Raw genomic sequence first — 15,065 nt, forward strand, 5'->3', positions numbered from 1 at the left:
TCTGCTGGTGTTTGTCGGTGTGTCGACCAGCAGACGCGCACGCTCGCGGAAATCAGGCCAGGGAGTCCTGCGGCTCGCGCTGGATCGGCTTCGGCCACGGCTCGGGCTTGGGCCGCTGACGCACCATCTGCGGCCACCAGAACCACTTGCCCATCAGTGCCGCGATCGACGGGGTCATGAACGAGCGGATGACCAGGGTGTCGAACAGCAGACCCAGACCGATCGTGGTGCCCACCTGACCGATCACGGCCAGCTCGCTGACCGCCATCGACATCATGGTGAATGCGAACACCAGGCCCGCCGAGGTGACCACCGACCCGGTGCCGCCCATGGCGCGGATGATGCCGGTGTTCAGCCCGGCATGTATCTCCTCTTTGAACCGGGACACCAGCAGCAGGTTGTAGTCCGCACCCACGGCCAACAGGATGATCACCGACATGGCCAGCACCATCCAGTGCAGCTCCAGCCCGATCAGGTGCTGCCAGATGAGCACCGACAGGCCGAATGATGCGCCGAGGGACAGCACCACGGTGCCGACGATGACCGCGGCAGCGACCATGCTTCGGGTGAGGATCAGCATGATGATGAAAATCAGGCACAGCGAGGCGATTCCGGCGATCAGCAGGTCGTAGTTGGCGCCTTCCTGCATGTCCTTGAACATGGCTGCGGTGCCGCCGAGGTAGATCTTGGAACCCTCCAGCGGGGTGCCCTTGATGGCTTCCTTGGCGGCCAGCTTGATGGGCTCGACGTGAGCGACCCCTTCGGGGCTCATCGGATCGCCCTCATGGCTGATGATGAACCGCACTGCGTGCCCGTCGGGGGACAGAAACATCTTCATGCCGCGCTTGAAGTCCGGATTCTCGAAGGCTTCCGGCGGCAGATAGAACGAGTCGTCGTTCTTGGCGGCGTCGAAGGCCTGACCCATGGCGGTCGAATTGTCCGACGCGGCGGCCTGCTGATCCTGCATGCCGGCGTTGGTGGCCTGCATGGTCAGCATCATGGTCTTCATCGTCTGCATGGTCGTGATCATCGGCTGCATGTTCGCGATCATCACCGGGATCAACGCATTCATCTTGTCCATGTCAGGGACGATCTGCTCGAAATCCGCTGTCATGGTGTCGATGCCGTCAAGGGTGTCGAACACCGACCGGATCGACCAGCACATTGGGATGTTGTAGCAGTGCGGTTCCCAGTACAGGTAGTTGCGGATCGGCCGGAAGAAATCGTCGAAATCCGAGATGTGGTCGCGCAATTCCTTGATGTCGTCGACCATTCCGTGCATCTTGCCGACCATGCTGCCCATGACGTCGCGCATCTGTTCCATGAGCGCGATCATCTTGGTCATCGTGTCGATGGTGACCTGCATGTCGTCGGCCTGCTTGAGCATGTCCTTCATGCGGTCCTGCATGTACTTCTGATTCATGGTCTGGGTCGTGCCCTGCATGCTGATGTTGAACGGGATCGAGGTGTGCTCGATCGGCGATCCCTGCGGGCGCGTGATGGCCTGAACCCGGGAGACACCCGGCACACCGACGATGCGTTTGGCGATCCGCTCGATCACCAGGAAGTCCGCCGAGTTGCGCAGATCGTGATCGCTTTCGATGAGCAGCAACTCGGGGTTCATCCGGGCCGGCGAGAAATGCCGGTCGGCAGCGGCGTACCCGGTGTTGGCCGGCAGATCCGCCGGGAGGTACTTGCGGTCGTTGTAGTTGGTCTTGTACCCGGGCAGGGTCAACAGGCCGACCAGCGAGATGGCGATGGTGGCGATCAGGATCGGCCCCGGCCAGCGGACCACGGCGGCACCGATCTTGCGCCAGCCGCGGGTGCGCATCGCCCGCTTGGGTTCCAGTGTCTTGCCGAACTTGGTGGCCACGGAGATGATCGCCGAGCCCAGGGACAGCGCGACGAGCACCACCATGACCATGCCGATGGCCAGGGGGATACCCAGTGACTGGAAGTACGGCAGGCGGGTGAAGTGCAGGCAGAACGTGGCGCCGGCGATGGTCAGGCCCGAACCCAGGATGACGTGGGCGGTGCCGTGGAACATCGTGTAGTAGGCCTGCTCCCGGTCTTCACCGACACTTCTGGCCTCTTGATATCGGCCTATCAGGAAGATCGCGTAGTCCGTGGACGCCGCGATGGCCAGCATCACCAACAGGTTCGTGGCGAATGTCGAGAGGCCGATGATGTTGTAGTAGCCCAGGAAGGCGACCAGACCGCGGGCGGCCGACAGTGACAACATCACCATGAACAGGGTGAGGAGCACGGTCACGACGGAGCGGTAGACCGACAGCAGCATGATGATGATGACCACGAAGGTCAGGGCGGTGATCATCTCGAGGCTGCGGTTACCGGCGATCTCCTGATCGGCCGCCATCGCCGCCGGGCCGGTCACGTAGGCCTTGAGGCCGGGCGGCGCCGTGACGCTCTGGACGATGTGTTCGGTGGCTTCCACCGATTCGTTGGCCAGCGCCTCGCCCTGGTTACCGGCGGTGTAAACCTGCACGTAGGCCGACAGGCCGTCGGAGCTCTGGGCGCCGGACGCGGTCAGCGGGTCGCCCCAGAAATCCTGGACGTGCTCGATGTGTTTCTTGTCGGCCTCGAGCTTGGCGACGATCTCGTCGTAGTACTTGTGCGCGTCGTCGCCCAGCGGCTTGTCGCTTTCCAGCACGACCATGACCGAGCTGTTGGACTTGAACTCCTGGAACACCTCGCCGACCCGCTTCATGGCGATCATCGACGGCGCGTCGTCCGGCGTCATCGACACCGAGCGCATCTTCCCGACCTCTTCGAGCTGGGGAACGATCACGTTGAGGACAGCAATGACGGCGATCCAGCCGAGGATGATCGGGATGGCCAGCCGTCGGATCCACTTGGCGAGCCCGCCATGCTCGGCGGGCTGGGCGTGCTGTGGACCGCTGACCGGGATCGAGTCGGTCGGGGTGTCGTAATTGCTCATGCAGATTTCACCAAGCAGAAGGTCTGGGCGTTCACGCCGTTGGAAGTTCTCTCGTCCTTGAGCTCGTCATCGACGGTGATGCGGCAGCTGATCGTGTCGCCGTTGCCCTGCGCGACGATGTTGGGGAACACCGATGGTGCGGTGGATTCCAGGCGCAGCGTCCAGGGCAGGGTGACCCCGTCGATGCGCTGGGGCTGGGCGTCGAGATCGAGGTAGTTCACGTCTGCCGTCGCACCGGGCACGCCGTAGATCTCGTAGACCACGACTTTGGGGTCGAAGGGCTTGGTGTCATCGACCTTCGCGCTGGAGATGCCGGAGCCGTCGCCTGCGCCGAAGAACGTGCGCACCCGCATCACCGTGAACCCGCCGACCAACACCACCACGATGATGATCAACGGAATCCAGAACCGTCGCAACAGCTTCATATTCGCTGGTCGGCCTTTCGGAGGTCAGGTACGCAGTCACGTACTGGTTAGCTGCGAAGCTCCATTGCCATTTGGTGAGCAAAGGGTAGTACGCCTTCCACGCTCCACAGGGTGCTCCGGTCGGCGTCGAATCCCGCCCGGGACAGTGCGGCGGGCAAGTTGCCGCTGATGTCGGCGGGGACGCCGCGCACGGCGGTCGTGGATGCGGTGCCGGCCAAGGCGTCGGGACGGTCGAGACGGTCTGCCGGCTGTGACACGCACGTATTTGGCATCAACACTCCTCCCCCGCAGGACTCCTTGCCGGATGTAAAGTGAAACTTATACAGTCGGCTAACTTCAATCAAGTTAGTTTGGCTATTGACGCTGTGATCTGGGCCGCGTTCGGTACGCTCAGCGCGACGAAGGGACGGGTGTGGCGAAGGCTGTTGCGCCGCGTGGCTTTGCCCGCGAGCGGGTGCTGGAGGCGGCGCTGAGCCTGTTCGCAGAGCACGGCGTCAACGGTACGTCGCTGCAGATGATCGCCGACCGCCTCGGCGTCAGCAAGGCGGCGGTCTACTACCAGTTCCATTCCAAGGACGAGATCGCGCTGGCCGTCATCCAGCCCGTCTTCGACGACATGATCCGACTGGTCCGCATCGCCGAGGCGATGTCCACTCCCGAGGCCCGGCGCGAGGCCGCGGTCAGCGGCATGGTCGAGATGGCCGTACGGCACCGGCGGGTCACCGCGGTGTTCCACGGCGACCCCGTCATCGATGGCCTGGTGCACAGCCGGGAAGACCTTCAGGACACGATCGAACGGCTCACCGGGATCCTGCTCGGGCCCGAGCCCGACGCCGCCGGCCGAATCTGCATGTCGGTGCTCGCCTCGGGTGTCTACGGCAGCGCCACCGATCCCGCGCTGAGCGACGTCTCGGACGACGAGTTGCACCGGGTGTTGCTGGACTGCGCGCAACGGTTGTTGCCAGTACCGGCGACACCCGTCGTCTCCGGCTGACCCCACCTAACCCCGCAGTGCCGACGCGAAGATCGCGGGCAGCTTGCCCCAGCCCGGCGCCGCGGCGAAGTCCACCAGCAGCCGGCCCGTCGTCGCCGCGGTGCGGTTGTTGACGAACCACGGCGGCTTCGGCGACAGCGACCACTCGCCGCCGAAGACCGAACGCGGCGCGGGCCGGAACGGGCCGCGGACCACTGTGCGTTCCGGTCGGTCGAGCAGAAAAGCGTTGTGCACCACGCCGGTTCCGCTCTGGATGTCGTTGCGCTTGTGTCCGGGAAAGGCTCCCCAGGTGGCCGTCGGCGTCAGGTAGCCGACGCCGGTCCAGGCGTTGATCGCGATGGTGCCGTAGCGCAACTGCTCGACGAGGTGGTCGAACTTGTCGCGGAGGCTCGCGAGGGTGTTCGGGTGGGCGATGATGTTGACCCCGAGGGTGCCGACGAACTCGTCGTTGACGACGCGCACGGCCTCGCTGAAGAATCGTTCACCGGAACTGTCGTCTTCTGTGTCGAGCTCGATCACGCCGAGCACCGGACCGAAGTATTCGGTGCGCAACAGCGCTTCGCGGTCCGCCGGATCGACCACCAGGACCCGGGCGCCGCCGGAGCCCAGGTGCTGCGCGTCCGGATACGACGTGTCCGCGCTCGCGACCCTGACGTCGGAACCGGGGTAGTAGGCGGCCCGCGCCGGAGCGTCGTTGACGGCCTTGCGGATGGCGGCGATGAACTCGTCGCGCTGCGCCCATCGCTTGGGCAGCACCACCACCTGCGCGGCGACGCAGTTGTAGCCATTGTTGTGCAGGCGTTGCGTGGCAACGTGATTGGCCTGGAACTCGATGTCGGCCTTGCTCCAGGTGCCGGGCAGCACGATTGTCGGAGACACCCCGCCGAGCTCGGCGGTCATCTCCTTGCCGAGCACCGGCTCGTCGGCGGCCTTGCGTCGGGTGCCCTCTTCTCCGGTACCGAACACGATGGCGTCGTGGGTCAGGGCGCTACCAGTCATGTGCACATGGTCGACGAGCTTGTGTCGCACCAGATATGTGCCGGCCTCGGCGTCGCCGGTCAGGATGCGCACCGCGCCGACGGCGATGAACGGAGCCAACACCTTGGTCAGCACGGGCAGCAGCGGATCGGTGATCGGGTTGAGCTTGAGGGCCACCACCCGGTTGTTGGCGAACAGCTCGTAAATGGTGTCCAGCGGCGCGATCGAGAAGATGTTGCCCGCGCCCAGCACTGCGCCCACGCCGTTGGTGCGGGACGGGTCGTGTTGGGCCAGGCCGGCCGCCCGGATTGCCTCGGCTTTCTCGATTCCGGGCTGCAGCCACACCTCGGCACTGAACCCGGACAACAGCAGCTGATCGAAGGTATTGAGCGGCAAGGCCTTTACCGTCGTGCGGCCGCCCGGGGCGTAACCGAACTTGGCGCCGTCGAGCGGGCTACGGCCCGTTTCGAGCTTGGCCAGGCTCTCCGACAGCGCGCCGAGGGCGGCCGCCAGTGAGTACGGGCCGGACATCCATTCCTCGCCGACCAGCGGCGAGGACGGGTCGAGTTGTTTGATCCCGACGGCGGCGTCCACCCATTCGGCGGCGTGACGCGCGGTCAGTGCGCGCACCTCGTCGAGTAGTCCGCGTCGGGCCGCCAATGACAGGGAAGCCCAGGTCTTTTCACCTTCGACGAGTTCCTCGAGGGCCTCGTCGATCTGCGTTTCGGTCATCTCAGCTCGCGCTCTTGTCGAATCGGACCAATGCGTCGTGATGGCAGCGTACTGCTCGAACCGAGTGGTCCGGTCCCGTTTGGCCGGGGCTTCGGCCGAGGCGTAGGTGGTCGACGATGGGTGCCGCGTTCGGTGGCGCCTGAGGGCTATGGGATGAGCCGCGCACGCAGGAAGTCCAGCACCTGGTGCAGCGCAACGTAGGTTGGTTCGCCGGGCTGGTCGATGAGGTGCTCGGTGAGCACCGAGTGCGGGCTCAGCGTGCCGTCCGGGTTCGCCGCGGCGTCGTCGAGTTCGATCGCGATGAACGCATCGCCGAGTTGACCGCGCAGAAACTCAAAGCGTTCGGCCGGTGACCGCCGATCACCGCGGAAGCGTAGCCCCATCACCGACAGTCCATCAGCGCAACGCTTTTTGATCCGATCCAGGTCGGCCGGCGAGACATCGATCGAACATCTCTGGCTGCGGGTGAACCCGAGCGGCAGCCCCGGTTGGGACAGCACCGGTGCGACCAGCCGGTCGTCCACGGCCATCGCCAAGGCGAACCCGCCGGTGAAGCACATGCCCACCGCACCCACGCCGGGACCGCCGCACCGCTCGTGTTCATGTGCGGCCAGCGCACGCAGCCAATGCACGACGGGAGAGGTACGACCGGTGGCCAGCACCACGAACTCCCGGCTGACGCACACCGGGCCGACCTGGCTTGCGATGTTGGCCAATGCCGCGGGCAGACCATGCGCCTCCGGACTCGGGTCGCGGCCAGGGTTGCCGTACAGATGCGGCACCACGGCCGTGCATCCGATCCGGGCGACGCGGCGGGCGAAGTCGAACACCTGTGGAGAGATCCCGGGGAACTCTGCCATCACGATCACGGCGGGACCGTGCCCCAGCCGAAAGGTATTGCGGGTCTTGCCATCGGCGGTGAACGCGACCTGCTGGAAGTCGCTGAGATCGGCATCGGTCATGGGTGGCCCTTCTGGTAGCTGGACCACCACCATCAACCGACCGGGCCCTCGACGTATTGGAGAAATGTTCCCCACGTTTGGCGTCGTAGCTCGGCGATGACGCTGAGGTTCAGGTCGGCCACTGCGCCGGGTGTGGCCTGCGCGAAGCTCGACACATCCCGGCACAGATGGGACTGATCGGTGTATCCGTACGCCGCGGCGACATCGGCCGCGGCGTGGCCTGCGAGCAGGCCCTCGACCGCGAAGCGGAACCGGATCAGCATCGCGGCGCGCTTGGGCGTGAGACCCACTTGGGCCTCGAAGCGACGCCACAGCCGTTTCCGGCTCCACCCACACGATTCGGCCAGCGCACCGATCGGGACCTGCCCCCGAGAGCTGACCAATTGCTGCCAGCTACTGACCACCTCCGGGTCGGGTGTACGCCTCGGATCGGCTGCGGACGCCAGCAGAGAGCGCGTGGCCGCGAACCGGTCCGTCCATTTGGAGGCCTCGGCGAGCTGCGCCGACAGTTGCGTCGCGCGCCGGCCCCATAGGTCGTCGACTCCGACCGCGGCCGGGCCCAGGTCTGCCGGCGCCGAGTCCAGCAGTGAATACGCCTGCAGCGGTGAGAGACGCACCTCCACGCATTCGGCCCGCGGACTGCGCACTCGCATCGCCCCCGCGCTGATGCCCGATGCGAAGCCGGTGACGGTCTGCTGTCCGGCCGCGCCGTCCACGGTGAGATCGTCCCCGAAGCCGAACACCAGCGTGACCGCGGGCATGCCCACCACGTGAAGGTCCAGGCCACAGCTCGAGCGGTCGCGGAACCCGAGCATCGCAACACCGCCCACCCGCCCATGCTGGACGTCCCAGTTGGTCGTGCTGGTCATGTCCATTCCGCGATTCTGCGTCATGCGAGCCCGGGGTCACCACCGGCAGATGTCGGCGCCCCAACCGGAGTCGACGGCGCGGAAGGCGAGCAGATGCCGCTGCCACCACGGTAGTGGCGCCCCGAGCACGGGATCCTGTGTCGCGTCGTCCACCACGCGCGGCGGTCCGTCGTGCAGATAAGCGATCCGGACGCCACTGATGCCTGCGTCCTGCCACAGCATCACACTGCGCCGCAGCTCGAGCCAAGGAATGCGGACCGGGGGATCTTCCGACATCCAACGGAGCTGTCGGCGAAGGTATGTCAGGTCCTCCGACTGCTGTGGAAACTCCATGCCGACCACCGTGACAGTGTCGCGCTGATAGTCGGTCAGCTGGAGCGCGGTGACGCCGGGCAACAGATGATTGGTGGTGCCTTCCTCGGTGTGCAGGTTGCTGAACATCGAGTAGTTCGACACGGTCTTGAGCCCCACATACGGTGTCACCCCGTTGGCGAACGCCAGCAGCGGGGCGATGAGCAGCACCAGAGGGCGAAAACTCCAGTTCGGTGCAGGGACACCTGCTGCCTGCGCGGAGCGGTACGCGCACAGCAGCGCGACCATGAACGGGACCGCCGCGACGAACCAGGTCAGCACGAGCATGGTGTGCCAGGGCAGGCCGACCGGGCTCGTCGGTGATTCGGCCGAACTCGACAGCACACTCAGCAGCACATGGGCCGCAAAGCCGGCGAGCGCGACCCGGCGCAGCGCCGAAGCGCGGGTTGCCAGGGTCACGAACACCTCGGTCGGGACCAGCAGTACGTACACCGCGAAGACGACCGTGGCGAAGTCGTAGAACGAGGCCATCGCCAGTATCGAGTGGAAGCCGACCCCGAGCAGCATGCCCCAGAAACGTAGCTGCGGTACCGCCAGCAACCCGAGAATGGCGGCCTCGATCACCACCGCGGCGATGGCGACGACCTGCCCGACGACCGGGCCCGCTGTCATATCCTCGAAGCCGTTGAGCCAGATCAGCTCGCCGAACAGGTCGCTGCCACACGAGGTGGCCGGGGTGAAATAGGCGGTGTTCAACTTGTCGAAGACCGTGAACAGATAGACCACGAGCAACACAAGGCCGATCGGGCTCCGCGCGGCGTCCAGCCAGCGCTCGACGAAGCCCTCCGGCGCACCCGGTCGGTTCCGGGTGGCCAGTGCCCAGAATGCCGCGGTACCGAGTGCGACGGCGATCAGCAGGCTCAACACCAGATGGTTCGCGGCCGCAGGCAGGTTCAGCGCGGCCATGGTCGCGCCGGCGGCGACGGCCAGACCGGCGGCGGCCACCGAGCCGGGAAATATCAGGGCGGGCAGGGCAGCCAGCAATGCCGGCCACACCGCCAGGGGTTGGCTGTCCGAGTAGTGGAACACCAACGCCATCGCGAAGAGCGTTGCGAACCAGCCGAGTTGCTGATGTGCGCCGGTGGGGTCGTCCATTCGGACGTTGCTGCGCCACCGCATCGAGAACACCTTACTTGGCCGGCGGCGGCCGGCTTCGGCGGGCTTCGGCAGCCGGCGCCATCGGGCCGGTTACGGCGTAATCTGAGAAGTGATGGATGGGTGCGGTAGGGCCCAAACACCTTGCCGTGTAACGGAAAGGATAAGAAATGAGTACGGTCCATTCATCGATCGATCTACATCCGGACATTCTGGCCCTGCGGGCGAGCTATGACCGTGTTGCAGAGTCGATGGCTGCGCAGGTCACCTTCGGCCTGACGTTGCTGACGGCGATGTACGTCGCGCTGTCACCGTGGATCGTCGGCTACGACGCCTTCAACAGGCTGACGGTCAACGATCTGATCGTCGGAGGGGCGATCGCGTTCCTGTCAATGTGTTTCAGCTTCGCGCTGGATCGCGCGCACGGCATGACCTGGACACTGCCGATATTCGGTGTGTGGCTGATCATCTCGCCGTGGGTGTTTGTCAGTGGACCGAGCGCCGGCATGATCTGGTCGCACGTGATCAGTGGTGCGCTCGTGATGGTGCTGGGCTTCAACGCGATGTACTTCGGGATGCGGGTGCGCAATTCCGAAGCGCGGCACGCCTGACCGGCGGACCGGCCGGTAGGCGTACCTGGTAGACCAGCCGGACCCCGGCTGGAGGGAAACTGCGTGCCCGGACCGGCCCCGTTATCCGAGGATGCGTCAATTTGCTCCCCGTGGGCGGGTTTGACGCCATATCGTGGGCAATCGCGGGACTTTGAGAAGACGGCGATGGCGGGTACGAACTGCTGACATGAAGCTGGCGGGGCGGGAAGAAGAACTGGCGACGATCCGTCGCTGCCTTGGTGGGCCGGGAACCCACCACGGTGTGGTGATCGTCGGCAGTGCCGGCGTCGGGAAGACGCGGCTGGCCCGGGAGGCCCTCAGCCACGCCGCGGCATCCGGGCACCGGACCAGCTGGTTCGTCGGAACCGAATCCGCGCGGGCCATCCCGCTCGGGGCCTTCACCGGATCGATCAGCCAGAGCATGTGCGACCCGTTGCCGGACGTGCGGCGCGTGATCGATTCCTTCGTCGACCAACAGCGCATGGGCAAGGTTGTCATCGGCATCGACGATGCCCACCTGCTCGACGCGCTGTCCGCGCACGTCGTCCACCAACTGGCGCAGACCCACGGGGTGCGGCTCGTCGTCACCGCACGTTCCGGGGGACCGGAACCAGACGCGGTGACCGCCCTGTGGAAGGACAGCCTGCTCGACCGGATCGACCTCGAGCCGTTGTCCGCCGCGGCGGCCGCCACGCTGATCGAATTGGCGGTCGCCGGCCCGGTGGACAGCCGCAGTACGCGCCGGTTCTGGAAACTGACCGGAGGCAACGCGCTGTACCTGCTGCAGCTGGTCAAGGACCAGATCGCCGCCGGGCGGATGCGCAAATCCGCCGGGGTATGGATGTGGGACGGCGATGTGGCGGTGTCCCAGAGCATCACCGACATGGTCGGACGCCGCCTCGGTGAACTCGAACCCGGGATGGCGCTGGTGCTCGACACGCTTTCGCAGTGCGAACCGCTGAGCGTCGACGTCTTGGGTGACCTCGTGGAGCCCGCTGACCTGGAGGCAGCCGAGCAGATGCACCTGGTCAGGGTCGACCGCGCCGGGCGCGGACTGGTGGCGACCCTCGCGCATCCGCTGTACGGCGAATTGCGTAGGGCCACTGCCGGTGAGATGCACCTGTCGAGGATCCGGGGTCGGCTCGCGCGACTGCTGGAGTCGGAGGCCGACGCGGATATGCGGGCGACGGTCCGCCGGGCACTGTTGACGCTGCACTCCGACCTGCCACCGAATCCGGAGCTATATCTCACCGCAGCCCGCTGCGCCGCGGTCCTGCTCGATCCTGATGCCGCCGACCGATTCGCCGCTGCCGCAGCCGAATGCGGTGCACCGGAGGCCGCGCCGATGCGGGCCATGACGCTGATCCTGCTGAGCCGAGGTGAGGACGCTGAGGCAGTCCTGCGTGACATCAGCGCCGACGGACGTCCCGACAGCCACCACTGGGCGACTGTTCGGGCGGCCAACCTGGCGTGGATGCTGAGCCGGCCGCGCGATGCCGGCGAGATCTTGGAGAAACTTTCCACCACAACCGAATCCGAAGAGCAGCGGATGGAACGCCTGGCCATGCAGGCTTGTGTCGACGCGGTACTCGGCCACTGTATGAGTGCGGAGGAAAACGCCAGGACCGCCCTGGATTCGGGCGGGCTCCCCGATCTGCACGCGATGATGGCCTCGATCGCGCTGATGATGGCATTTGGTGCGCTCGGACATGTCGACGAGATCAACGACGTCGCAGAGCAGGCCATCGAACGAGCCACCTCGTCGTTCGAATCCTCGCCCATGCGGTTCTGGCTCGGCGCGGTTCACGGCCGTGCCTGCCGGCTGACCGGCGGTATCGACGACGTCACGGCCATGGCGGAGCGTCTGGACGAGTCGGCGCGTGACATGCCTGGTCTGGTGTATGCCAACCTCGCTCACCTGCTCGGCCACGCCGAACTGGTTCGCGCCGATCTCGGTGCCGCCGTCAAACACCTGCACGAGGCGTACGCCGGTGCCGAAACACACGAAATTACAACGGGTTTGCGGGTTGCCAGCTGTTTTTCGCTGGCCGAGGCGCACGCCAAGCTCGGCCAAACCGCCGCTGCCGAGGAGGCGCTGGCGTGGGCCGAGCAGCGGGTGCCCGACGGTTACGTATTCATGAACACCGCGATGTCGGTAGCCACCGGGTGGACGCTGGCCGCCGGTGGTGCCCTGACCGATGCCATCGATGTAGTGCGCAAAGCGGGTCGCGATGCCGCGCGATGCGAACAGCCGACGCATGAACTGCTGTGTCTGCAGACGGCCGCGCAGTGGGGCGACACCGCCGGTGCGGCACGCGCACGGGAACTCGCGGACACGCTCAAACTGCCGCTGGCCGAAACGGTGGCGCGTCATATCGAGGCGCTGGCAGTCGACGACGGCGCCGGATTACTCACTGCCGCCGAGGAATACCGGGCCCTTGGCGACCGAGCCACCGCTACCGACGCGATGGCACAGGCCGCGGTCGCGTTCGGCCACCACGGTCAGGGTAAGCGCAGTGCGTATGCGGCCGCGTTGGCGCAGGAGAGCGCCGATGAGTGCGGGGGGCTGTGCACCCCGGCGCTGCGCAACCCGGCCGGGCAACCGCTGACCGGCAGGCAGCGCGAGATCGTCGAACTCGTCGTCGCGGGGCTGACCAACAAGCAGATCGCCGAGCGGTTGGTGATGTCGGTGCGCAGTGTCGAAGGCCATCTGTACCGGGCCTGCCAGCGGGTGGGCGCCAGCTCACGCGAGCAACTCGCCGCGATCATCCGGCGTGGTCCGAAGGGGTAGGTGGGGGGAACTGCCAGTACCTGTATCAGCAGGCACTTCCCGATCGGTGGGGCAGCTGCTTGGCTTGGTGGCGTGACCTCGAAACCTGATCTGATCGTTCCAATCTGGTTAGCCGACCGCGAGGCAGGTAATACCAATATTCCGAACAAGCTTGGAAAGCGATGGTCAAACCATGAGTGTTCCCACTTTTACCCTGAACAACGGCGTGAACATGCCGGCCCTCGGCTTCGGCGTCTACCAAACTCCGCCGGATGAGACAACGGAGGCTGTCCGGGTCGCCTTGGAGACCGGCTACCGCCACATCGACACCGCCGCGGCCTACGGCAACGAGCGGGGGGTGGGTGAGGGGATCCGTCGCTTCGGACTGGACCGCGACGACGTCTTCATCGAGACCAAGGTGTGGATCACCGACTACGGATACGACGCCACCCTTCATGCCTTCGACAAAGCGGCCGGAAAGCTGGGCATCGACACGATCGACCTGCTGATCCTGCACCAGGCGCTGCCGGGCGAGTTCGATCGGACCGTCGGTGCCTACAAGGCGCTGGTGAAGCTGTATGACGACGGCAGGGTACGCGCGATCGGTGTCTCCAACTTCATGCCCAACCACCTCGATCTGCTGCTGGCCGAGACGGAGGTGGTGCCTGCGGTCAACCAGATCGAGCTACACCCCTACTTTCGGCAGTCTGACCTGCTCGACATCGACGATCAGCTCGGCATCCTCAACCAGGCCTGGTCGCCGATCGGCGGCATCACGTTCTACCGGGATGGCTCCCACGGCTCCACCCTGCAGGATCCGGTGATAGGGGAAATCGCGACCGCACATGGCAAGTCGCCGGCGCAGGTGATGTTGCGCTGGCATCTGCAGCAGGGTCGCCAGGCGATCCCGAAATCGGTGACGCCGTCGCGGATTCAAGAGAACTTCGACATTTTCGACTTCGAACTCACCGCCGACCAACTCGCCGTGATCGATGCGCTGGACACCGGTGTGCGCGGAGGACCGGAGCCTGAGGACATCACCCGTGAGAAGTATGGGATGGAAATTCCGGAATCCTGAGGCGGGTGGTCACCCACGTAGGAGTTCGGCGGCCTCGGTCTGGTAGGCATGCTCGGCCCAATCCAGTGGGGTGGAGCCGAATATCCGGTCGGTGATGGTGGCATCTGCCCCGGCATCGAGGAGCCGTCGAATCAGCGCGAGGTCGCCGGACCACGCGGCCTGGTGCAGGGCCGTCGCGCCTTCGTCATCGAAGGCATTCGGATCGTCCGGGAGAACCGGAACGACCACATCCACTCCGGATACGTCGATTCCGTGCCGGGCCAACAGGTCGAGCCGGTCGGTGAACCCGTGCTCGGCAGCCCAGCTGACCTGGCGCCGCCACATCTCGGCACGGGTTTCCATCGCCTCGCCGAGACGCGCCTCCCACGGGCTCGGTCCGGCATCGGCCAGGCCGTGGGCGAACAACAGTTCCAGGTGGGCATCGTCGGCGCGGAACATCCGGTTGTACAGCGTCTGCTGGTCGGCCGGATGTGCGCCGCTCGCCAACAGCAAGGTGGCCAGCTCGGGGGCGAACGGATGCCGGGGCTGACGGCGCGGCCCCTGTTCCCCCTCGCCGAACACACCGGTCAGCACCGTGAACGGCGTCGACATCCCGCACCACAGGTACCCGGCATTCGGATCGGCGCCGGCGTCGAGCAGCAGTGCCGCGGTGGCGACGACGTCGCCGGCCGTGCGGCCCAACGGAACCCGCGAATAGCACAGGTACGTCAGCGGCACCCAGCCGAACGGTCCACCCCCGGTCTTCGCGAGTGCGGCCCGGTTCCCGAGATGGCGCGCCAGTGCCGCCGAATCCGCGGCCGACGCTGCGGCCCAGATGTGCTCGTCGACCAGATCCGGGTCGGTGCTGAGCAGCTCCGCGGCGGCCTGCCACCGGGGCGGAGCGTCGGTTTCGTTGTAACGCAACGATGCCCATGAACAGAACCGGTCGGCGGCGTTGAGGGCGTTCTCGTCGAGCGCACCGGGGTCGACGCCGAGCTCAGCGGTGTCGCGAAGATAATGCACGAGCCTGGGCCAGCTGCTGAAACCGTACGATTGGGCAACAGCCAATTGGGCTTCGTGCAGCGGCGCGCGATTCGCGCGTTGCAGCGCGCGGGCTTCACCGCGGAGGTGGTCGATCGAGGGATTGCTCGGCAGACGGCTGGCCATGACGGCCTCCTCTCAAGGGCCCGCGTCCGCGAATCGGGCTGAGAAGAGGTCAGTCACAAGGCAACTCAATGTGC

12 protein-coding genes are annotated in these 15,065 nt (G+C 65.9%); 4 read left to right on the plus strand and 8 right to left on the minus strand.

The window, feature by feature from the left end; all coding sequences use genetic code 11:
• Positions 1-52: 52 nt before the first annotated feature.
• From HBE63_RS26540 to HBE63_RS26550, 3 genes are read right to left on the minus strand one after another with little or no spacing between them, the layout of a single operon-like run.
• Complete coding sequence (locus HBE63_RS26540) at positions 53-2,959, minus strand: RND family transporter (protein WP_166907674.1); 2,907 nt, start codon at positions 2,957-2,959, stop codon at positions 53-55.
• Entirely contained in the window at positions 2,956-3,384 is a 429-nt protein-coding gene (locus HBE63_RS26545; protein WP_166907676.1) for an MmpS family protein, read from the minus strand. The genes HBE63_RS26540 and HBE63_RS26545 overlap by 4 nt, the downstream gene beginning before the upstream one ends.
• 47 nt (positions 3,385-3,431) lie before the next feature.
• Positions 3,432-3,656 (minus strand): class I SAM-dependent methyltransferase, encoded by a 225-nt coding sequence (locus HBE63_RS26550; protein WP_166907678.1) that lies wholly within the window; start codon positions 3,654-3,656, stop codon positions 3,432-3,434.
• A gap of 140 nt (positions 3,657-3,796) precedes the next feature.
• Between HBE63_RS26550 and HBE63_RS26555 the strand changes: the two genes are divergently transcribed.
• Positions 3,797-4,378 carry a TetR/AcrR family transcriptional regulator gene (locus HBE63_RS26555; RefSeq protein ID WP_166907680.1) on the plus strand — a complete coding sequence of 194 codons (582 nt, stop codon included), beginning with the start codon at positions 3,797-3,799 and terminating at the stop codon, positions 4,376-4,378.
• A 6-nt stretch (positions 4,379-4,384) separates the two neighbouring features.
• On the opposite strand, the gene HBE63_RS26560 is transcribed toward HBE63_RS26555, so the two are convergent.
• From HBE63_RS26560 to HBE63_RS26575, 4 genes are all read right to left on the minus strand, one after another.
• Positions 4,385-6,088: an aldehyde dehydrogenase family protein gene (locus HBE63_RS26560; protein WP_166907682.1), complete on the minus strand. Its 1,704-nt coding sequence runs from the start codon at positions 6,086-6,088 to the stop codon at positions 4,385-4,387.
• A 146-nt stretch (positions 6,089-6,234) separates the two neighbouring features.
• Positions 6,235-7,050, minus strand: a complete 816-nt coding sequence (locus HBE63_RS26565; protein WP_166907684.1) for a dienelactone hydrolase family protein — start codon at positions 7,048-7,050, stop codon at positions 6,235-6,237.
• 32 nt (positions 7,051-7,082) lie between these two features.
• Positions 7,083-7,919, minus strand: a complete 837-nt coding sequence (locus HBE63_RS26570) for a helix-turn-helix domain-containing protein (RefSeq protein ID WP_243858303.1) — start codon at positions 7,917-7,919, stop codon at positions 7,083-7,085.
• Between the two features lie 36 nt (positions 7,920-7,955).
• Positions 7,956-9,410 carry a hypothetical protein gene (locus HBE63_RS26575; RefSeq protein ID WP_166907686.1) on the minus strand — a complete coding sequence of 485 codons (1,455 nt, stop codon included), beginning with the start codon at positions 9,408-9,410 and terminating at the stop codon, positions 7,956-7,958.
• A 146-nt stretch (positions 9,411-9,556) separates the two neighbouring features.
• On the opposite strand from HBE63_RS26575, the gene HBE63_RS26580 reads away from it, so the two are divergent.
• The 3 genes from HBE63_RS26580 to HBE63_RS26590 all read left to right on the plus strand — a co-directional run bounded on the left by HBE63_RS26580 (position 9,557) and on the right by HBE63_RS26590 (position 13,845).
• Positions 9,557-9,997 (plus strand): SPW repeat protein, encoded by a 441-nt coding sequence (locus HBE63_RS26580; RefSeq protein ID WP_166907688.1) that lies wholly within the window; start codon positions 9,557-9,559, stop codon positions 9,995-9,997.
• Between the two features lie 187 nt (positions 9,998-10,184).
• Complete coding sequence (locus tag HBE63_RS26585; protein ID WP_166907690.1) at positions 10,185-12,788, plus strand: LuxR C-terminal-related transcriptional regulator; 2,604 nt, start codon at positions 10,185-10,187, stop codon at positions 12,786-12,788.
• A 172-nt stretch (positions 12,789-12,960) separates the two neighbouring features.
• Positions 12,961-13,845 (plus strand): aldo/keto reductase, encoded by an 885-nt coding sequence (locus tag HBE63_RS26590; RefSeq protein WP_166907692.1) that lies wholly within the window; start codon positions 12,961-12,963, stop codon positions 13,843-13,845.
• 9 nt (positions 13,846-13,854) lie between these two features.
• Here the strand turns inward: HBE63_RS26590 and HBE63_RS26595 are convergent, their stop codons facing one another.
• Positions 13,855-14,991 carry an ankyrin repeat domain-containing protein gene (locus HBE63_RS26595; protein WP_166907694.1) on the minus strand — a complete coding sequence of 379 codons (1,137 nt, stop codon included), beginning with the start codon at positions 14,989-14,991 and terminating at the stop codon, positions 13,855-13,857.
• Between the last annotated feature and the right edge of the window lie 74 nt (positions 14,992-15,065).

The sequence above is a fragment of the Mycobacterium sp. DL440 genome, assembly GCF_011745145.1.
GTDB lineage: Bacteria > Actinomycetota > Actinomycetes > Mycobacteriales > Mycobacteriaceae > Mycobacterium.